Source organism: Bifidobacterium pseudolongum subsp. globosum, from assembly GCF_004155535.1.
Taxonomy (GTDB): domain Bacteria; phylum Actinomycetota; class Actinomycetes; order Actinomycetales; family Bifidobacteriaceae; genus Bifidobacterium; species Bifidobacterium pseudolongum_C.
This window is the reverse complement of record NZ_RYUH01000007.1, coordinates 72,541-92,239: the sequence shown is the minus strand read 5'-3', so window position 1 is coordinate 92,239 and position 19,699 is coordinate 72,541. Positions and strand designations below refer to the sequence as shown.

At 64.9% G+C, this 19,699-nt stretch carries 15 protein-coding genes and 1 tRNA gene; 3 read left to right on the top strand and 13 right to left on the bottom strand.

Annotated features, from left to right (window positions below):
- Positions 1 to 11 precede the first annotated feature (11 nt).
- The gene (manA, locus tag PG2093B_RS02475; protein WP_129897060.1) at positions 12 to 1,376 is read right to left on the bottom strand and encodes a mannose-6-phosphate isomerase, class I; all 1,365 of its coding nucleotides are present in this window, start codon (positions 1,374 to 1,376) and stop codon (positions 12 to 14) included.
- 97 nt (positions 1,377 to 1,473) lie between these two features.
- Here manA and PG2093B_RS02470 point away from each other — a divergent pair, with 97 nt between their 5' ends.
- Positions 1,474 to 1,734 carry a DUF2530 domain-containing protein gene (locus PG2093B_RS02470; RefSeq protein WP_129897002.1) on the top strand — a complete coding sequence of 87 codons (261 nt, stop codon included), beginning with the start codon at positions 1,474 to 1,476 and terminating at the stop codon, positions 1,732 to 1,734.
- 3 nt (positions 1,735 to 1,737) lie between these two features.
- Here the strand turns inward: PG2093B_RS02470 and PG2093B_RS02465 are convergent, their stop codons facing one another.
- Positions 1,738 to 3,048 (bottom strand): sensor histidine kinase, encoded by a 1,311-nt coding sequence (locus PG2093B_RS02465; RefSeq protein ID WP_242502787.1) that lies wholly within the window; start codon positions 3,046 to 3,048, stop codon positions 1,738 to 1,740.
- Positions 3,049 to 3,231: 183 nt separating this feature from the next.
- Here PG2093B_RS02465 and phoU point away from each other — a divergent pair, with 183 nt between their 5' ends.
- Positions 3,232 to 3,912, top strand: coding sequence for a phosphate signaling complex protein PhoU (phoU, locus tag PG2093B_RS02460; protein ID WP_129897058.1), 681 nt, complete (start codon positions 3,232 to 3,234; stop codon positions 3,910 to 3,912).
- Positions 3,913 to 4,000: 88 nt separating this feature from the next.
- Here phoU and PG2093B_RS02455 read toward each other — a convergent pair whose 3' ends face one another.
- The 11 genes from PG2093B_RS02455 to lysS form a co-directional block, all read right to left on the bottom strand.
- Positions 4,001 to 4,996, bottom strand: coding sequence for an alcohol dehydrogenase catalytic domain-containing protein (locus PG2093B_RS02455; protein WP_242502786.1), 996 nt, complete (start codon positions 4,994 to 4,996; stop codon positions 4,001 to 4,003).
- Positions 4,993 to 7,122, bottom strand: coding sequence for an oleate hydratase (locus PG2093B_RS02450; RefSeq protein WP_129896998.1), 2,130 nt, complete (start codon positions 7,120 to 7,122; stop codon positions 4,993 to 4,995). Before PG2093B_RS02450 ends, PG2093B_RS02455 begins: the two co-directional genes overlap by 4 nt.
- Before the next feature lie 245 nt (positions 7,123 to 7,367).
- Positions 7,368 to 8,108 (bottom strand): phosphoglyceromutase, encoded by a 741-nt coding sequence (locus tag PG2093B_RS02445; RefSeq protein ID WP_026643574.1) that lies wholly within the window; start codon positions 8,106 to 8,108, stop codon positions 7,368 to 7,370.
- 64 nt (positions 8,109 to 8,172) lie between these two features.
- Positions 8,173 to 9,240, bottom strand: a complete 1,068-nt coding sequence (menA, locus tag PG2093B_RS02440; RefSeq protein WP_129896996.1) for a 1,4-dihydroxy-2-naphthoate octaprenyltransferase — start codon at positions 9,238 to 9,240, stop codon at positions 8,173 to 8,175.
- Between the two features lie 53 nt (positions 9,241 to 9,293).
- The gene (locus PG2093B_RS02435; protein ID WP_129896994.1) at positions 9,294 to 10,067 is read right to left on the bottom strand and encodes an SDR family oxidoreductase; all 774 of its coding nucleotides are present in this window, start codon (positions 10,065 to 10,067) and stop codon (positions 9,294 to 9,296) included.
- Between the two features lie 24 nt (positions 10,068 to 10,091).
- Complete coding sequence (locus tag PG2093B_RS02430; RefSeq protein ID WP_129896992.1) at positions 10,092 to 11,915, bottom strand: ATP-binding cassette domain-containing protein; 1,824 nt, start codon at positions 11,913 to 11,915, stop codon at positions 10,092 to 10,094.
- A gap of 6 nt (positions 11,916 to 11,921) precedes the next feature.
- Positions 11,922 to 13,745, bottom strand: coding sequence for an ABC transporter permease (locus PG2093B_RS02425; protein ID WP_129896990.1), 1,824 nt, complete (start codon positions 13,743 to 13,745; stop codon positions 11,922 to 11,924).
- A gap of 31 nt (positions 13,746 to 13,776) precedes the next feature.
- Positions 13,777 to 14,952: an ABC transporter substrate-binding protein gene (locus PG2093B_RS02420; protein WP_129896988.1), complete on the bottom strand. Its 1,176-nt coding sequence runs from the start codon at positions 14,950 to 14,952 to the stop codon at positions 13,777 to 13,779.
- 65 nt (positions 14,953 to 15,017) lie between these two features.
- Positions 15,018 to 16,061, bottom strand: a complete 1,044-nt coding sequence (locus PG2093B_RS02415) for a uroporphyrinogen decarboxylase family protein (protein WP_129896986.1) — start codon at positions 16,059 to 16,061, stop codon at positions 15,018 to 15,020.
- A gap of 585 nt (positions 16,062 to 16,646) precedes the next feature.
- Positions 16,647 to 17,636: a hypothetical protein gene (locus PG2093B_RS02410; RefSeq protein WP_129896985.1), complete on the bottom strand. Its 990-nt coding sequence runs from the start codon at positions 17,634 to 17,636 to the stop codon at positions 16,647 to 16,649.
- A gap of 81 nt (positions 17,637 to 17,717) precedes the next feature.
- Entirely contained in the window at positions 17,718 to 19,403 is a 1,686-nt protein-coding gene (lysS, locus tag PG2093B_RS02405; protein WP_129896983.1) for a lysine--tRNA ligase, read from the bottom strand.
- Between the two features lie 170 nt (positions 19,404 to 19,573).
- Between lysS and PG2093B_RS02400 the strand changes: the two genes are divergently transcribed.
- A tRNA-Pro gene (locus tag PG2093B_RS02400) sits at positions 19,574 to 19,647 on the top strand.
- Positions 19,648 to 19,699 lie beyond the last annotated feature (52 nt).

The window sequence follows — 19,699 nt, the reverse complement described above, 5'->3', positions numbered from 1 at the left end:
GGCCTCCACGCTCAGAACGGCGTGGAGGCCATCAGGTATTGGCCCTGTGGTGCGGCTTCGCCCGTCACCACAGGGTCGATGCGGGCCCAGCCATCCGCCGCCGGCACGAACACCGCCTCACCCTGCCGCAGCACGCGCTCGTCATGGTCGGTGACGCAACGCACGGCGCCCTGCGTGCACAACACGACGCGCGGGCCCAGATGCGGCACCACCGCCTTGCCTCCCATCTGCTGCACAAGCGCGTCGTAGCGCACAGCGAGCCGGTTCATCACCGGCCACGGCTCATGGGCCGCGTCCACATGCCCATAGCAGAGCATGAACTCGTTGACGGGCGGTTTGTAGAACACCACGTCGCGCATGAGCAGCGTGCCCAACCGCGCGTCGGACGGGTCGACCGGGCTGGATGTGCGGCAATCCAGGCACTGCAGCAGATTGTCGATGTCTTTGTGCTTGACGGTCATGCCGGCGCGCAGCACGTTATCCGAATTGGTCATGATCTCGGCGCCGGTGCCATATATATAGGCGTGCGGGCAGCCGGTGGGCAGGAACACCGATTCGCCTTCCTCGAGCCGTACCGGGTTCATCATCAGCAGCGCCAGCACGCTCGGGTCGCCGGGGAACGCGCGCGTGGCGCGCACCGCGTGGTCGAAGGCCATGCGGTTGCGTTCCGCGGTGCAGCGTGCGCGCGCCTGCAGCAGGTCGTGCTCCAGTTCCTGCGCGTCGAGCGGCGGCGTGGTGATCGCCGCGTGGAACGCGCGGAACATGCGCCGGCGTGACTCCGGCCATACGCTCGCCGCGATCGGCATGCGCGCGTCGGCCTGCGCGAACTCGCCCGCGCCGGCCGAGCGCGAGAACGCGCGCACCATCGTCTGCGCGACGGGCGACTCGAGCAGGCTGAGATTGTGCAGTGCGAACGACTTCGGCGCGAACCCGACCGACGCATGGAACGGTTCGAGCGCCACGACCATCTCGCTTTTCGCGTTCATGTCGCGGAACGAACGTTCCGGCGCGTCCAACGCGATCGCCTCGCGATTCTCCATGTTGAACCCGGCGCGCGCCTGGAAATCGACCGGGTGCACCTGCAGCGAAAGCGGCACGCGCGCCGAGATCACCTTGAACAGGAACGGCAGCACCGGCCCGAATTCACTCGATCCGCGCGCACCCACCATATATTCGGGGTGGGAGGCGATTGCATCGGTCAGCGCGACCGGCGCCCCACCCGGCTGTTCGATCGGCGACGGTGACTGCGGGTGCCCGCTGAACCACATTTCGGCGAGCGGCGAACGCCACTGGTCACCCGTCAAATGGAACATGGATTGCAAGCGTTCGCCGGAACCCCACGCATAGCGCTTGGGCACAGGGCGAATCGTGAACACGGTCAATCCTTTCGCGAAGGCCGTCAATGGGGCAATGGACCTCCCCATTGTACGCGATGGTTGGCGCTTGCCGCCCCTTCGCGTTAGGGTGGAGGGCATGAAAATTGCCCCGATCGTCGACCCCCATGCGCGCCGCCCCTCCCCCAAGCCCATGCAGGTGGACCTGCGCAAGGCGTTCATCCTGGGCACCGTGCTGTGGACGATTGCCCTGGCGGTCTGCATCTGCTGTTGGCAGTTCGGGCACAACCTGTGGTTCCGCACAGCCACGGTCATCTGCGCATTCGGTGTGGTGATCGGCCTGCTGCTGCTCGTCTGGGAGTTCTTCGACCGCTCCGACTACCGCCGCCTGGGCAAATGACGCTCAGTCCGCCTGCGCGGGGTCGAGCGGCAACACGAGCGTGAACGTGCTGCCCTGCCCAGGCCTGCTCCACACATGCACACTGCCTTGGTGCGTCAACGCCACATGCTTGACGATCGCCAGACCCAGGCCGACGCCGTCCGCCGTGTGCTCGTTCTGGTTCGCGCCCCGGTAGAACCGCTCGAAGATGCGCTGCTGCTCGCCGAGCGGAATGCCCGTACCGCGGTCGATCACCCGCACCACCGCGTGCCGTCCCGCGCGGTCCGGCTTCACATCCACGCTCACCACCGCGCCATCGGGCGAATACTCAAGCGCGTTCTCAATCAGCTTGTCGATCGCCGCGCGAATCTGCTCCGACTCGCCATGCACCACAAGCGCATCGCTGCCACTCACCGCGATCCGCTGCCCACGCTCCTGCGCGAGCGGCTGCGCCACCTCGGCCGCCGCGCGCGCCTCATTGAGCACATTGAGCCGGTTCTCGTCGGTCGGTGTGACCTGCTCCTGCGCTTTGATCAACAGCAGCAGGTCCTTGACCATGTGGTCGATGTACGCGATCGTCCGGCGCACATTGCGCGCGTCCTGCGCGATGCGCGCGTCCTCGAGCCCCGCCTGCTCGAGCGAAGCGGCGAGATGCTGCAGTTCGGCGCTCGGTTTGACGAGCTGTTCCGAGACATTCGCGATGAAATCGTCGCGCACCTGGGCGAAACGCACACGCTCGCTGACATCGTCGAGCAGCACGATCACGAAGCGCTCGCTGATGCGGCCCACGGTGACGCGCAGCCAGTTCGGCCTGCTCACCGCGACCGGAGTGGCGTGCGCATCCCCCGATGCGACGTTGCCCTGGCCGTCGGTCTCGTCTGCGCCCGCCATGCGCAGGAACCGCTGCGGGGTCATCGTGGTCAGTTCGAACATGGTTTTGCCGCCCTGTTCGCGCACGGTGCGCACCGCCTGCGCGATGCGCGGCTCCACGATGACGTCGTCGTCGACGACGCCGAGCCGGTATGCGTCCGGGTTCGCGCGCACCACTTCGTCGGATTCGTCGACGACGATCGGCGCACCGGGCAGCATCGACAGCAGTGCGGCCGTGGATTCCTCCAAATCGTCGGAGTCCTCGTCATCGTCATCCTCGTCATGGTGTGTGCGCAGACGCGCGAACCGCTCCGCGAAGCGGTCGCGCAGCGATTCGCCGTGCGTGGCGGACTGCACGAGCGGCATGATCATGTCCGCGATGAGCAGGCCGACGCCGATCACGGCGCCGATGGCCAGCAGCACGAACGCAACGGCGATGATGGTCGTGGTGGTGATGTGCGGCATACCGCCCATTGTGGCATAGATGAGCGATGTGCGCGGCGGCTAGGCCTGCAAAACGCGCGCAAGGTGAACAACACGTGAACCGCGCGCAATTGGCATGGCGGCACGCTTCCTCTACACTGGGACAAGAATGCGCGGCATGGCCGCCAACCGCCACGCCCGATGGACCCAATGGAAGGGAATCAAATGCGCGTAATTTTCAACGAAGGCCTCAAAGCCGTAGCCGACAACCTTGACCACATGGCACGCAACGTGCGCGACGCCATCCACGGCGCGGGGCAGGCGCTGCTCAACGCCGACCTCGACGCTGCGCAGACGGTGATCGACAATGACGCCGAAACCGATGCGCTTTCGACGAACATCGTCAACCAGTGCGTGGAGCTGCTGGCGCGCCAGAACCCGGTGGCCACCGACCTGCGCGTCGTGGTCTCCACCATGCGCCTGGCGATCACGTTCGAACGCATGGGCGATCTGGCGCGCCACATCGCCGAATCTGCACGCCGCACCTACCCTGATTCGCCGCTGCCGCAGGAGATTGTGGATACCTTCGCACAGATGCAGCACTTCCTCGACGTGACCGCCGACCGCCTCGTCACGATGCTCGCCGACCGCGACACGAAAGTGGCCGACCAGATCATCCACGACGACGACGTGCTCGACGACCTGCACAAGAAGACGCTCCAGTTCGCCCAGTCCGAGGACTTCCCGGGCACGAACCAGCAGCTCATCAACGTGGTGCTGATCGGCCGCTTCATGGAGCGCCTCGGCGACCATGCCGTCTCCGCCGCGCGCCGTGTGGTGTTCATTGTCTCCGGATTCGACCCGTCGAAGGAACCGGACCGCGACGAAGGAACCGACATCGACTGACGGGAGCAGCACACCGCCCACACCATGCACGTGGTCCCCGGCACCGGTGAGGCGCCGGGGACCACGTGCATGCAGTCAGTCAGCCGTTTCAGGCGTCGAAGTCGACGACGAGCTTGCCGGTGACCTTGTGCTCAGCGAGCGAACGCAGCCCTTCGACGAGGTCCGCGAACGGCAGTACGCCGGTGATGAGCGGGTCGAGCTGGCCTTGCGAGACCATCGACAGGACGTCAGAGGCCATCGTGCCCAGATCGTGCTGCTCCATCGGGTTGCCGGACGCATGCGCGCCGCCGAGATTGACGACGTCGATGCTCATCGCGCCGCCAAACATCTGGGCGGCAGACACCGGCGGCACGTCGACGATCGTGACGAGCTGCCCGTTGTATGCCAGACGCCCGAGGTCACGCTCGGCCTCCTCCCCGCTCACCGTATCGACGATGAGGTCGGCGCCGCGTCCATCGGTCAGCTCGCGCACACGTTCATCGACGTCTTGCGTGCGGTAGTCGATGATGGCGTCCGGTTGCACGTGCTCGCGCACATAGTCGACATTGCGCGTGGAGCATGTGGTGAACACGGTGATGCCGTGCATCTTCGCAAGCTGCACGGCGGCGCCGCCGACCGCGCCGGACCCGCCGTGCACAAGCGCGGTGCGCACAAGGTTGAGGTTCGGTTTCCTGTTGATTGTCTGGTACGCGGTGAGCGCGCTGCACAGCAGACCCGCGGCCGTGGTGTACTCCACGTCGTCGGGAATGAGTGCGAGCTCGTACACCGGCGCATTCACGTACTCGGCGAAGCAGCCGTCGTACCGCAGGTCGCCGTGGCCTGCGACGCGCATGCCGACTTTCCACGTCTCTTCGACGCCTTCGCCAACCTCCACGATTTCGCCGGCGACATCCAGACCGAGGATGTGTGGATACGTCCAGTTCTCATTGCCGCCCTCGGCGAGCTTGTAGTCGACCGGATTGAGACCGGCCGCGTGCACCTTGATCAGCACATGGCCGGTCGTGGGGGCCGGGGTGGGCATGTCCGCGAGCTCGATCGCATCGAGTCCGCGGGCATGCTCGCTGGGAATCACATAGGCCTTCACTTGGTGGCCTCCGGCTTGTCGAGGCGCTCTTCGGGCTCGGGCTTGTCGGAGCCTGCGGGCTGCGCGTCCACGCTTGCCTCGGCGGGTGTGATGGCCGCGGCCGCGGCCTCAGCCTGCTTGTTCGGGAACGCGGCCGCTTCGGCGTCCTTCGCCTCCTGCATGAGCCGTGCCTCGTCGGCCTCACTGAACGACGCATCGAACCGCATGCCCGGCTTCATATCGACCGGGTGGTCCGGATCGGCGATGGCGCCGAAGGTCTTGAGCATCTCGTAGATATAGGTGCCCTTGGTGCGGTTGAGCGCGATCTCGATCGCCTTGTGCTCGAGCCCGCTGCGGCCGAACGTGGTGAGCGGTTCGCCGTCGCGCAGCTTGACCGCCGCGTTGAGCATGTCGCGCACATCGTATTCGCTGTTCCACACCTCCGGCACACCACGGTCCACGTCGAAGAGCGTGTACACGGCCTCCATGCCGGTGCGCATCGAGTACTCGGTGGTGAAGATCGTGTCGCGCGGCTCTTCGGCGAACTGGCCGATGAACGCGAAGTTGACGGCGCCATCCGGCACCACGTCCGGGCGGTCGCCGAGTTCGCGTGGCATGAAGAACGCATCCACGTACGGCATCATGACCGGGATCGTGTTGCAATGGTTGGACGCGAGCTCACGGATCTTGTCGGTCGGCACACCCATGTGGTAGAGCCACTCCTCGCAGATCTCCTCTCCGGTGCAGTCCTGCATCTTCTTGCGGATGTAGTTGCCGGGATTGTCCGGCAGCAGGGCGTCGATCCACACGCTGATCTGGTCGGCCGGCTGGTCGCGGAACTGCTGCTGGCGGTTGATCGTCCAGCTCATGAGCCAGTTCGAGTCCTTGACACTCACGATGCCGCCAGTCACGGTGTGGCCGCCGAACGGCGAGCGCCCGGTGATCTTCTCGATGTACGGGATGATCTCGTCGTCGAGCGTGGTGGCGGTCGCGCTCATCCACTTGGTCAGGTTCGGGTCGTAGATGAACTTCTGCGGGTGGCCGAAGCTCGGGTCGACGGCGGCGATGCGGTTCCAGGTGTCCCAGCCATTGCCCGCCTTGAGCGCGGGGTTGAAACCGGCCGGCGTGTTCTGGTTGCCTTCGGTCGTCGACTCGACGAGGCCGCCGTTGGTGATGAAGACGAAGTCGTCCTCGCTCAGTTCGATGGTCTTCGTCTCGTTGTTCTTGAGGTCGGTGACGACGAGCGTCTTGGCGACCTTCTTGTTCGGCGTCGAGTACGGGTTGCGTGGGAAGGCGCCGTTCTCGGCCTGCGCGCGCATGATCTCGTCCATGGCGACGTTCGTGAATTCGCGCTTCGGCCCCATCTCGTTCTCGCTGACCTTGAACGTCACGTCGTCGACCGAGGTCTGCATGTGGAACTGCACGTCATGCGCCTTGAGGTAGTTCATGAGCGGCAGAATCATCGACTCGTACTGGTTGTAGCGCGTGAAGCGCAGCGCGGAGAAATCCGGCAGGCCGCCGATGTGGTGGATGAAACGGTGGATGTAGCGGCGCATCTCGAGTGCCGACTGCCAGTTCTCGAATGCGAACATGGTGCGCCAGTACAGCCAGAAGTTCGAATCGAGCACCTCGTCGTCGAAGTAGTCGGTGATCTTCTTGTTCGCCAGCTCGTCTTCGGTGGCGAGGTAGAGCTTGAGGATCTCCTTGACGGCCTTGTCGGAGAGGTTGAACTTTCTGTCGGTGTGCGCGTCCTGGCCACGGCCTTCCGTGGCGCGGCACTTCGAGAAGTTCGGATCCTCTTTGTTGAGGCGGTAGTAGTAGTCGAGCATCGACATGTTCTCGTCCTCGATGCTCGGCACGTCACGGTAGACGTCCCACATGACCTCGAAATGGTTGTCCATCTCGCGGCCGCCACGCATCACATAGCCTTCGCCCTTGATGAACGCACCGTCGAGCGCACCTCCCGGCAGCGCATCCTTGTCGAACACATGGATGTTCTTGCCCGGCATCTGCGCGTCACGCACCAAGTAGAACGCGGCGGTCAGCGCCGCGAGCCCTGTGCCGATGATGTACGCGCTCTTGTTCTCGATGCCCTCCGGCTTCCTGGGATGCGCGAACGCCTCGAAATTGCCTGCCGAATAGTACATGGTTCCTCCTCTTGCACGGGATCATCCCCGCGAAGACGTGTCCGCGCCGACCTTCGACGCTCTAGGGCCCATTGTCTGCCCGCCGGCGCGCGGGCACGCGGGAACTTCACTAAGAGCTTGCGAACGCAGTCATCTTGCGGCTTGATGCGGCATAGGGATGTACTTGCGGCACATATAGCAATGTGGCTGCCACTATCACCGAGATAGTGGCAGCCACATTGGTGCAGCGTATGCTTACAGGCGCATCACTTCTGGCCCTGGGCCGCGACGGCGGCAGCACCGGCGGCGGCGGCCTCGGGATCGAGGTACTCGCCACCCTTCTTGATCGGCTTGAAGTCGTCGTCAAGCTCGTACACGAGCGGCATTGCCGTCGGGATGTTGACCTTGGCGATCTCTTCCTCGGTCAGGCCGTCGAGCATCTTGACGATCGCGCGCAGCGAGTTGCCGTGGGCGGCAATCAGCACGGTCTTGCCGGTCTTGAGCTCGGGGATGATGTCCGACTCCCAGTACGGCTCGACGCGGGCCACCACGTCGGCCAGGCACTCGGCTTCCGGGACCGGATCGCCGGCGTAGCGCGGGTCATTGTTCTGCGCGTACTCGTCGTTCGGGTCGATCTCGGGCGGCGGGGTGCCGTAGGAGCGGCGCCACAGCATGAACTTCTCGTCGCCGTACTCCTCGCGGATCTGGGTCTTGTTCTTGCCCTGCAACGCGCCATAGTGACGCTCGTTGAGGCGCCAGTCGCGCTTGACGGGGATCCACAGGCGGTCGGCCTCGTCGAGGGCGATGTTGGCGGTGTTGATCGCGCGGCGCAGCAGCGAGGTGAAGACGATGTCCGGAAGGACACCCTTCTCCTTGAGCAGACGGCCGCCGTTCTTGGCCTCTTCCTCACCCTGTTCGGTCAGCGGGACGTCAACCCAACCGGTGAACTGATTTGTCTTGTTCCATGCGCTCTGACCGTGTCGGAGCAGTACCAATTTATAAGTCATGGTTGCCAGTGTACCGTTGCGCCCTGTCATTTTCGCCGCGCACGGCACGCGCACAGCTCACAGCTCACAGCACCATCACGAATCCGGTGAACGCAAGCGCGAGCCACAGCGCAAGCAGCGACAGCGACCACATGGCGCGCATGTATTCACCGCGCGCGACCTCAAAACACGTGAAATACCCGGTAAGCAGCACACACACCATGCCGAGCACCGCACAGAACCCCCAGCCCGCCGTCAGATGGGCCAGTGTGGATCCATGCACGCCCACATACACGCCTGCGGCAAGCACGGCCAACATGACGAGTGCGATCACCACGATGATGCACACGGTCGTGGCGCGCGCGCCGAGCCGCACCGCCCAAGTACGCTTGCCCGCCTGGGTGTCGGTGCGGATATCGCGCAGATTGTTCACCGAGAGCACGGCGAGCGCCACCAGTCCGATGACCACCGACGCGCATACGGCGGGCCAGTCCACCGCGCCCGCCATCGTGACCGTCGTGCCGAGCGTGGCCACCGGCCCGAAGAACACGAACGCGGCGACCTCGCCCCATCCGCGGTAGCCGTACGGGTGCGCGCCGCCGACGTAGAACCAGCCGGCGAGCACGCACAGCGCACCCACCGCAAGGAGCCACCAGTATCCTGTGATCACCACGGCCGCGAGGCCGCACGCGCACGCGAGCGCCGCGTTCACCAGGGCCGCCGTGAGCACGGCGCGCGGGGGCACGCCCGAGGCGACGAGCCGCGTGGGCGCGTGCAGCTCCTCGTAGTCGAGCGTCTCCTCGCGCTCGACTACACCCGGGCCGGTGGCGCGCGTCACGTATTCCACGCGGTTGGCCACCGCTGCGGCTGCACGGTGCGCGTCGGTGCCGCGGATGCCGTCGGAGTAGTCGTTCGCGAAGTTCGCGGCGATCTGCAGAAAGACCGCCACGCCCAGGCACAGCAGCATGAGCGTGGTCATGCGCGCGGGCGAGGAGGCACAGTGCGCGCCACCGGCGGCCCATGCGCATTGTGGCAGTGTGTGTGCGCGGCCGCGCATGAGGGCCCATGCGCCGGCCGCGCCGATCCATACGGGCGCCACGCCGAGCGCGAGTGTGCGCGGGCGTGCGCCGGAGATGAGTTGAGACAGTTGCATACCGCGCATTGTCTCACCGGCGCCACCCAACGCGCCCACGCATAGGGCCGGCCTCACACGTTGAACTGTGCGGAGACCTCTTGGCGCGGCCGCAGATCGAGGTTCGTGATCTGCACGTCCGGACTGGATTCGGCCACCCAGACGATGGCGTCGGCCACAGTCTGCGGTTGGATGTAACGCTCGGGTTCAAACGGCACATCGAGGGCGCGGTCGATGCCGGCGAGCATCTTTGTGGCGATCTGCCCGGGGTAGATTGTGGTGACGCGCACACCGGCCCCCGACTCCTCGAGACGCAGTGTATTCGCGTATCCGCGCAATGCGTGCTTCGACGCGGCATAGACGGCGTGATTGCGCACCGCCCGCTCCCCCGCCCCCGAGTTGATGAATACGACGGAGCCTTTCGCCGCACGCACCTGCGGCAACAGCGCACCGGTCAATACGGCCGGCGCAATGACATTCGTCTGCAGTACGCGTTGCCATGTGCCCGCGTCGGTGTCGGCCGCCGGCCCCACGTGCGCCGTTGCGGCGGCATGCACGAGCAGGTCGAGCCGTTCGAGCGGGAAGCGTGCGAGCAGTTCGTCTTGCACCCACCCAGCGAGTGCCCCCACGTCGGCCAGATTGGCGTACAGGGCATCGACGCCTGCAAGGCTTGCCATGCGCTGCGCGTCCTCGTTCGTGCGGGTGATTGCGATGACGTGCCAACCGTGTTCGGCGAGCCGCTGCACGGTGCGGCTGCCGACACCGCCCGCGGCCCCCGTCACGATGGCGGTGCGCACTGCACGCGCATCATCCGTGCCGGTTGTTGGTTCGGTATGCAGTGTGGTCATGGTTTTTCCTTCCGTCTTCGTGCGTTAGTGCGCTCCACCCAGATACGCTTCCTGCACCTGGGGGTTGTGCAGCAGTTCGCTCGCCGGGCCCTGCAGGCGGATGCGGCCGTTCTGCAGCACATACCCGTAGTCGGCAATCGAGAGCGCGAGCTCCGCCTGTTGTTCGACCATGAGCACCGATATGCCCAGCTCGTCGCGCAATGCGGCGATCTGCTCCAGCACGTCTTCCACAAGGCGCGGCGACAGGCCCATCGTCGGCTCGTCCATGCAGATGAGCTTGGGCCGGCTCATGAGCGCACGCGCGAACGCGAGCATCTGCTGTTCGCCGCCCGACATGGTGCCTGCCTGCTGCCCGCGCCGTTCGGCGAGGCGCGGGAAGCGCGCATACATGCGCTCCAGGTCCTGCTCCACCGCCGCGCGGTCATGGCGCGTGTAGGCGCCGGAAAGCAGGTTCTCCTGCACGGTCATCTGCGGGAACACGCGCCGGGCCTCGGGCACCGCCGCGATGCCGCCGATCACGCGGTCGCGAGTGGGCTCGGTGGTGATATCGCGGCCGGCGTAATCGATGACGCCGCTCGTGGTGCGCGTCAATCCCAGAATCGTCTTCATCGTCGTCGATTTGCCGGAGGCGTTGCCGCCGAGCAGCGAGACGATCGCGCCCTGCGGCACGTCGAGCGAGACGTCTTGCAGCGCATGCACCTGCCCGTAGTGCACATTGACGCCGTTGAGGCGCAGCAGCGACTCGCGCGCCAGCTGCTCGGACGCCAGCGCTGGTTCGGCCTGCGCGGCGCCGTCTTCACGTTCGATCGCGTTCTGTTTGGTCAGTACGCCGGCCTGCCCGCGCGTGCGTGTGACGTGCAGTTCGCGCCGTTTGCCCAGATATGCCTCCACGACCTGCGGCGCGCGGCGCACTTCGTCGGGGTCGCCTTGCGCGATGATATGCCCGCCGTCCATGGCGATCACACGGTCGGACAGGGCGGTGACGAGCTCGATCTTGTGCTCGACGAGCAGGATCGTGTGGCCTTGCGCCTTGAGGTACTGCAGCTGTTCGAGCACTTCCGCCGTCTCCGACTGGTTCATGCCGGCGGTCGGCTCGTCGAGCAGCAGCAGCAACGGCTCACTGATGTGCGCGCGGGCGATTTCGGTGCGCCGGCGGTTTGCGTACGACAGCGTGTAGGTGAAGTCGTTGCGGCGCGTGCCGAGGCGTTCCTTGAAGCGGTCCACTTCGATCGTCACGCGGTCGGCCACCGATTCGCGCTCACGCCGCGTTTTCGGCCCGTGCACGAGGGCGAGCACGCTTTCGGAGAGCAGGTTGACCCAACGCAGCAGCGGGTAGCGCTGCAGCTGCTTGAACGGCCGCTGCTCCACGAGTTTGCCATGGTAGCCAAGCGCGATATTCTCGTCGACGGTGAGTGCACCAAACACGCGACCATTTTGGAATGTGCGCGCCACGCCACGCTCGGCCACATCGGCGGCGGCGAGCCCGGCGATCGACTGGTCGCGCACGTCGATGATGCCGCTGTCTGGCGTGAGGAACCCGGAGATCAGGTTGATCGTGGTGGATTTGCCCGACCCGTTGGGGCCGATGATCGAGATGACCTCGCCTTGGTGCAGGTCGAACGACACGGCGTCAACGGCCTTGAGCCCCTTGAACGATTTGGCCAGGTTGCGCACGCTGAGCACAACGGGTTCTTCGAGCACGGCTTCGCGGTGGTGGCGCGCGTAGGCGACCGGGTCGCCGCCGTAGGCCTCGAGCGCCTGCGAATACGGGTCCACGGATTCGACGGGCCCGCGCACCCCGCCCGCGGGGAACCCGTGGATGGCGACTGCTGTGGTGTCTTCGGTCATGGTGGTTCACCCTTTCGTTGCGTTGCGTGCGAACAGGCCTTGGGGCCGGAACATGATGACGATGATGAGCAGCGCGCCGTACGCGAGGATGCGCGCTTCAGGCACGACGCGCAGCAGCTCGGGGGCGCCGATCAGGATGATCGAGCCCAGCACCGCGCCCAGTGGCGAGTTCATGCCGCCGAGCACGATGATCGTGAGGATGAGCAACGACATGTTCGAGTTGAAGATCGTCGGATCGATGTACGTGTACTGGTGCGCGAGCAGGGAGCCCGCAATGCCGGCGAGGAACGCGGCGAGCGCATAGGCGAGTGCCTTGTATGCGCCGGTGCGCACGCCGATTGCCTCGCTCGCCTCCTGGTCGGAGCCGATCGCGTCGAATACATGGCCCAGATGGGCGCGCTGGATGCGCATGACGATCACGAGGGCCACGATGAGCACCGCCACGTCGAGCAGATAGATCTTCTGCGGCGTGTTGAGTGGACTGCCGAAAATGGTGGGGAACGGAATGCCGGTGATGCCCAGGGACCCGTGGGTGAGCGGCTCGGCCACGCGGATCAACGCGACCATGACGGCGCCGAGGCCGATCGTGGCGATGGCCACGTAATGCCCCGAGAGCTTCCACGCGGGGAAGGTCAATACGCACGCGCAGATGGCGGCGATGATGCCGGCGCAGAGCAACGCCACGAGGAACGGCCAGTGCAATTGCGTCGTCAACAGCGCCGAGGCGTAGGCGCCGAGCGCGACCGGACCGGCGAGGCCCAGGATCGTCTGGCCGGCGGAACCGGAGATGAGCGTGAGTCCCACGGCGGCGATCGCATACACCGCGATCTGCGTGCCGATGCCGGCGAGGTAATCGCTGAAGATGAACGGTGTGGCGAGCGCGGCGAGAGCGAGCATGAGATTGCCCCACCATGGCAGGCGGATCGGGCGTGCGCCGGCGAGGAACGTGCCGGTCATCGACTCGGATGTGACGTTCGTGGATGCGCCGAGCAGACCTTGCGGACGGGCGATGAGAATGATGAGCAGCGCGCCGAAGGTGATGAGGTCGTGCGCGCCGTCACCGAACCAGAACACGCCCAGTGCCTCGATGACGCCCAGCACGAGGCCACCGACCACGGCGCCGGGAATGGAGCCGAGACCACCGATCGCCGCGGCGACGAACGCCGTCAGTCCGATCGAGCCGCCGTTCATGGGGTTGATGTTGGCATTGAACAGGCCGATGAAGATGCCGGCGATGCCCGACAGCACGGCGCCGATCACAAAGGCGAGGTTGCGAATGCGCTTGACGGGGATGCCCATCTGCAGCGCGGCCTGCGGGTCCTGTGCGGTGGCGCGGATCGCGCGGCCGGCCTTGCCGTAGGTCAGGAACGCCCACAGGCCGGCCATCGCGAGCACGGCGAACACGATCATCACCACGTCGGACGTGCCGAACCGTACACCGAACGCCTGCAGGTTGCTTGTGGCGAGCAGTTTGGGGAACGGGCGGGTGCGCGCGCCGAAGATGAGCTGCAGGCCGTTGTCGAGGATCTGCCCCACGCCGATTGTGGCGAGCAGCGCGGCGATCGGTTTGCGCCCTTCAAGCGGCGCGATGACGCCGGCGTTGATGAGCCAGCCGAGCACCGCCGTGACCACCACGACCGCGAGCACGACGGGGATGAGCGGCCAGCCGAGCACCGAACCGCAGTACCAGGCGAGCATCATGCCCACGGCCACAAGCGAACCCTGCGCGAAGTTGACGACGTTCGTGACGCCGAAGATGAGCGAGACGCCCACAGCTACAAGCGCATAGGCGCCGCCGTGGATCAGGCCGGAGAAAAGCGTATCTATCACAGGTGTCCCTCACAATGCCACCATGTGGCGGTCAGTCCTCGTACGGCACGAACTTGCCGTCCTTGACCACGAGCAGGATCGGTTCGATGTCGGGCGCGCGGCGGGTTTTCTGGTCGAAGGAGAAGGTGGTCTCGTTGCCTTGGTAGAGCGGGAAATCCTTGACGGTCTGCAGGGCCTTCTGGATGCCTTCGCGCGTGGGTTCCGTGGCATTCGCGGCGTGCGCCAGGTCCTTGACGGCCTGGTAGGCGACCACCTCGAAGTTGCCGGGGTTGTTGCCGTATTTCGCGTTGAACGCCTTGACGAACTCCTGGGCGCCCTTGTTCTTGGTGCCTTCGGCGCTGAACGAACCGGTGATGACCGCGCCTTCCGCGTTCTTGCCGGCCAGGTCGAGGAACTCCGCGGTCTCCTGACCGCCGAAGAACGGGCCGGTGTAGCCGAGCTTGTCACGCAACGTGTTGATGACAAGCGCGCCGTCGGGGCCATACCCGATGTTGACGATGAGGTCCGGGTCGGCGTCACGCGCCGGGATCAGGATCGGCGACAGGTCGGTCGAATCAGGCAGGTACGACGATTCGTAGACGATCTGTGTGCCATTGCGCGCGGCCCGCTCCTTGAAGTATTCGAACGCCTGCTTGCCCCAGTCGTTCTCGATGTAGACGACCGAAATCTTCTTCGCCTTCTTCGCCGCGGCGTCCGCATACACGCGCTCGTACGAATCCGTGCCAATCGCCGGGCTCCACACGTGGTCGCCGGTCTGCGTGAATGTGGGAGAGGAATTGTTGAACCCGTAATGCACGAGCCCCGCCTGCTGGAATGTCGGCGAGGCGGCGGCCGAGGCCGGAGACGCATAATCCCCCACCACGGCGATGACCGACGGGTCGGACGCGAGTTTCGGCGCGACCGAGGCGTCCTGCTTTGGGTCAGATTGTGTGTCGAAATAAGTCAGCCCGAGCGTTTTACCTCCTACACCACCGCTGGCATTCACCTCTTCGACAGCAAGGTCGAGGCCCTGCTGGAACAGACGCCCGTACTCAGCGTATTGGCCGGTCTTCGGGTAGAGCACGCCAATGTTCACCGTGTCACCTTGCGCGCTCGCGGCATCCGCTGTGTCACCGCCAAGCCCGCATGCAGCAGTACCAGCGAGTAGTGCGCTTGCAGCTGTTGCGGCGAGTACGGATCGTACGGCATTCTTCCAATGTGCGGTCATGATAATCCCCTTTTATATATGGTCTGAATCTGTCTTCTTGCGGTTGCGTTGCGGTTGTGCGCGCGTCAGGCCGCGCGGTATTCGGCGAGCACGGCGAGCGCGCGATCATTCGCCGGCGTGAGAACAGTGCAGCTTGGCGCAAGCAGGAATGGCGCGTCGCCACGCAATGCGAGCGTCTCATCAATCTGCGTGCGCACCTGCTCAACCGATCCATCAGGCTCGAACTCCACCGAGTTCGCACCTGCGACAGGCACAGCACGCAACTTGAGGTCTGCCTTGGGATTGCCCGCCGCGTACTGATCCCACTGGATGATGTCTACGCCTAGGTCGTCGAACCATTCCGGGTTCGACGCGGCACGGCACGTGTGCAGCAGCACCACGGCCTCCGGATTCGCCTCGCGCACGGCATCGATGACGATGCGGTCGTACGGTTCGGAGAATTCGCGGTATTGTTCGCGGTCGAAGTAGCCTTCGCTCACTGTTCCTGTCACGGCGTAGAAGATGCCGTCGAGTCCCGCGCCGCCCTGCTCAATGGGAGTGACGAGTGTACGCGCGTAGTCAGCGAGTGTGTGTGCAATGTTGTTGAGCGCGCGCTTGGCCACCTCGGGCTGGTCGAAGATCACCGCCTGCACGGTGGTCTTCGAGTGCGCGTGCGTATCGTTCGGGTAGAGCGGCAGGTCGGCGAGCTGCAGGAGTACGGAGAGCGGCGAGAAGATCGTCTGAATCACACCGCGGTCCGGCAGCGCCTCGCGGATCAGACGCGCGGCTTCGGTGGCCTCCTCAAACGCGGGGTTGTGCGCCGGGTCGAGCTGTTCGATCGTGCTCACGTCCTGCGGCGTGTTGACCACGGCGCGCACGGTCTTGGGAATCACGAAGTCGCCATAGTCGTTCTGGTCGTAGACGCCGCCCCATGCTTCGGCGTAGTAGACGGCGCGCGGATTGATCTTGACCCAGTCCCAATCCCACTGCTTGATGAAGTCGACGTAGGCGCTGGCGAATTCCTGCGCGCCGTATTCGTGGCCGACGAGATGCTCCCATGCGGCGGTGAGATGGCCGGCGCCCGGCTGGCCCTGTGCGATGGAGTGGAACTGCTGCTTGCGGTTTGCCATGATGACCCCTTGTGGAGATTCGTGCTGTGCGGTGTGGTTTTATGCAGATGTTTTGCAGATGTTTTTTATCTGCGCCACCATTCAGCTTGAAGCTGACGGATGATAGACAACTGGGCAAACAATCGGGATTCATTTGCGCAATCCAGCTGTGTACCACAGAGCATAACGTGTATTTGCACGGAAAACACAGGGGTCTTTACTGGCTCTCGTTATGGCACGCTATCAATCTCCGCCACGTTGCGAATATTAAACGTGGTATAAATTAAATCAATATCCGGCAGACAGCCAGACTCCCCCATACCACCCCGCCACAGGCCGCTTTGCTGTTACGGGTAGCGCCTTCTCCGCTACGGGTAGTGCCGCACCTGTTCCCCTTCTCCTAGAAACCGCCATTTTTCAGCACTCACACATGAGATTTGCCCGAGAAGGCACTACCCGTAGCGAACAAGACACTACCCGTAACGACTATGGGGGCGACTGTGAATGTACTCAGTCGCCCCCATAGCCATACAAGTGGCCCCGGTCTCCCATATGGGATGCCGGGGCCACTTGCGCGCCATCATGGCGCTATTGCACTAACGTGTTTCACACATTGGGCTGATTCGGATTCGACGCAGACGGGGCTGCCGGAGCGGCAGGAGCAGGCGGCATGGTGGGTGCCTGCACGGGCTGCACGAACGGCTCATGCATCTGTGCGGCCGGCGCCGCCGGGGCGGCCGGGGCCGGCGGGTTGGGCGTGCCGAACTGCCAGTTGCTCGTGTCGGTCGACGACGGCTGCTGCGGTGCGGGCACACCGAACTGCCAGCCGTTGTTCTGGTACTGGTCGGGCGCAGCCGGCTTGGCGGCGGAGGTCGGCGCGGTGCGCTTGGTCTCCTGCACCTGGTTGTAGTAGGCCACGATGGTGCCGACGAGCATGACGATCACGCCGATGATCGCGAGCCACATGCCGGCCCCATACTGCACGCGCATGGCCTGCTGGCCCATGTAGCCTTCGAGCACACTCGAGAGCGCGGAGCCCTGCTGCATCTGCTGGGCGCCCGCGGCGATCACGAAGATCACGAGCAAGGTGTCAAGGCCGGTCAGCACGAGTGCGGTGAACCGCTTCTCCAGGACCGCGCATGCGCCAATCGCCAGGAGCATGACGAGCATGTACCAGCCGACGGCGCCCTGCTGGAACAGGCTGCTGGAGACCTTCTCGCCGAACATCGACACGTTCGTGAACGACAGGAACAGGGCGATGATGGAGATCACCGCGCCGACGAGCGTCACGATCGCCGCGTAATCGATCTTCTTGCCGCCGATCTGGATATGCTGCGAGCCGAGCGATTCGGCCAGGTTCGCTCCCTTGCGCGTTGCGGTGGTAGCAGCCGTCTGCTGCGGCGCATGCTGCTGCGGCGGCACATGCGGTGCCCGCGGTGCGGACTGCGGCGCAGCCTGCTGTGCTGCCGGCTGGGCATATGGCGGCAGGGGCTGCTGTGGCACAGCCTGCTGCTGCGGCTGGGTGTACGCCGGCGCCGCGTACGGGGTTTCGTTGTGCTGGGGCTGGCCCGGCCCCTGGGTTTCGTTTGGATTCATGGTCCCAATCCTTTCTGGGTTGGTTGTGCGTATATGCACAGGCGCCGCCGTGCGCGGTTGCCGACGGCGGCGCCTGAAGTCTCAGCCGTTGAGCGGCTTGACGAGCGGGAAGGTGATCGTTTCGCGGATCGTGGCCCCGGTCAACGCGATGAGCAGGCGGTCGACGCCCATGCCCATGCCGCCGGCCGGCGGCATGCCGACGCCGAGCGCCTCGAGGAAGTCCTCGTCGATGTCGCACGCCTCTTCGTCGCCGGCGAGCGCGTCCTTGGCCTGCGACACGAAGCGTTCGCGCTGCACGATCGGGTCGTTGAGCTCGGAGTAGCCGGTGGCCAGCTCGAATCCGCGCACGTAGAGGTCCCACTTCTCCACGACGCCCGGCTTGCTGCGGTGCGCCTTGACGAGCGGCGAGGTCTCCACCGGGAAGTCGCGCACGAAGGTCGGTTCATAGAGCTTGTCTTCGTAGAAGTGCTCCCACAGGTGTTCGACGAGCTTGCCGTGGTTTTCCACGTCGTCGCGTTCCACACCGAGTTTGTCGGCGATGCGGCCGAGTTCCTCGACGGACGTGCCGGGGTGGTCGGGGCCGCCGTTCGGCACGATCTCCTGCCCGAGCGCTTCGGACAGCGAGTCGTACATGCTCATCGTCTTCCACTCGCCGCCCAGGTCGTATTCCGTGCCGTCGAGCAGTGTGACGGTCGTGCTGCCGAACACGTCTTTCGCGGTCTTCTGCACGAGTTCCTTGACAAGCGCGGCAATCGTGTCGTAGTTGCCGTAGGCCTCGTACGCCTCGACCATCGTGAATTCGGGCGCGTGCGTGCCGTCGACGCCTTCGTTACGGAAGTCGCGGTTGATTTCGAACACGCGGTCGATGCCGCCCACGAGGCAGCGCTTGAGGAAAAGCTCAGGTGCGATGCGCAGGTAGAGGTCCAGATCGAACGCGTTCATGTGCGTGGTGAAGGGGCGCGCGGCCGCACCGCCGTGCACGGTCTGCAGCATCGGCGTCTCCACCTCGAGGAAGTCGTGGTCGTCGAACGTGCGTCGCAGCGACGAGACCGCCTTGGAGCGGTTGCGCACCATGTTGCGGATGCGCTCGTCGGCGATCATGCCGATGTACGGCTTGCGCGTGCGCGTGTCTTCGTTGAGTTCCTTGTGCAGGGTGGGCAGAGGCTGCAGCGCCTTGGCGGCGATGGCCCATTCGTCGGCGAAGATCGACAGCTCGCCGGTCTTCGACGCGATGACGCGGCCCTTGACGAACAGGTGGTCGCCGAGGTCGACGAGCTGCTTGAAGAGCTTAAGGGAATCGGCGCCGATCTGCTTCTTCGAGAGCATCGCCTGGATCGTCGTGCCGTCGCCTGCCGCGAGCTGCACGAAGCACAGGCCGCCGGCGTTGCGGATGAACAGCACGCGGCCGGCCACACCCACCACGTCGTCGGTCTCCTGCCCCGCTTCGAGTGTGCCGTCGTACTTGGCGCGCACCGCTTCGATCGTGCTGGTCACGTCGAGCGTGACCGGGTACGGGTTGAGCCCCTCCTTGAGCATCATCGCGCGCTTCGCCACACGCATCTGCACCTGTTCGGGGTGCGCCTGCGGGCCGAATTCCTTGTTCGACGGGTCCACGGCCTCGTCAAGCGTGGCGCCTTCCTGGATGCGCGCCGTGATCGCGGCGTCTTGGTCGAGCAGCAGTTGGGCGCGTTCCACGGTCGTCATGGCGGGCACGCCGTTGGCGTCCTCTTCCACGGTGATTTCTTCGGTTGCAATCGGTTCAGTCATAGCGACCCAGTGTAACCACCAGCCACTACAGCCGATTCCTATGTATATGGCGTGTATATGGCGCTGTCGCGCACAGCTTGAAGCGCATGCGCGCATCGGCGGATTGAAGCGCAACACGCCGAATTTGCGTATTTGTGATTTGTGCGTAAACTGTCATCTGTTGTCAAAAACGGGCTGTGGCGCAGCTTGGTAGCGCGCTTCGTTCGGGACGAAGAGGCCGCGAGTTCAAATCTCGCCAGCCCGACCCAAAGAAAAACCCCACCGCAAGGTGGGGTTTTTCGTTTCTCACGGGCTGT

What these genes read in the sequence shown, in the direction of transcription:
- PG2093B_RS02470 (WP_129897002.1), top strand. Translation starts at nt 1,474, where the DNA reads ATGAAAATTGCCCCGATCGTCGACCCCCATGCGCGCCGCCCCTCCCCC.
- PG2093B_RS02465 (WP_242502787.1), bottom strand. Translation starts at nt 3,048, where the DNA reads ATGCCGCACATCACCACCACGACCATCATCGCCGTTGCGTTCGTGCTG.
- phoU (WP_129897058.1), top strand. Translation starts at nt 3,232, where the DNA reads ATGCGCGTAATTTTCAACGAAGGCCTCAAAGCCGTAGCCGACAACCTT.
- PG2093B_RS02450 (WP_129896998.1), bottom strand. Translation starts at nt 7,122, where the DNA reads ATGTACTATTCGGCAGGCAATTTCGAGGCGTTCGCGCATCCCAGGAAG.
- PG2093B_RS02445 (WP_026643574.1), bottom strand. Translation starts at nt 8,108, where the DNA reads ATGACTTATAAATTGGTACTGCTCCGACACGGTCAGAGCGCATGGAAC.
- menA (WP_129896996.1), bottom strand. Translation starts at nt 9,240, where the DNA reads ATGCAACTGTCTCAACTCATCTCCGGCGCACGCCCGCGCACACTCGCG.
- PG2093B_RS02435 (WP_129896994.1), bottom strand. Translation starts at nt 10,067, where the DNA reads ATGACCACACTGCATACCGAACCAACAACCGGCACGGATGATGCGCGT.
- PG2093B_RS02430 (WP_129896992.1), bottom strand. Translation starts at nt 11,915, where the DNA reads ATGACCGAAGACACCACAGCAGTCGCCATCCACGGGTTCCCCGCGGGC.
- PG2093B_RS02420 (WP_129896988.1), bottom strand. Translation starts at nt 14,952, where the DNA reads ATGACCGCACATTGGAAGAATGCCGTACGATCCGTACTCGCCGCAACA.
- PG2093B_RS02415 (WP_129896986.1), bottom strand. Translation starts at nt 16,061, where the DNA reads ATGGCAAACCGCAAGCAGCAGTTCCACTCCATCGCACAGGGCCAGCCG.
- PG2093B_RS02410 (WP_129896985.1), bottom strand. Translation starts at nt 17,636, where the DNA reads ATGAATCCAAACGAAACCCAGGGGCCGGGCCAGCCCCAGCACAACGAA.
- lysS (WP_129896983.1), bottom strand. Translation starts at nt 19,403, where the DNA reads ATGACTGAACCGATTGCAACCGAAGAAATCACCGTGGAAGAGGACGCC.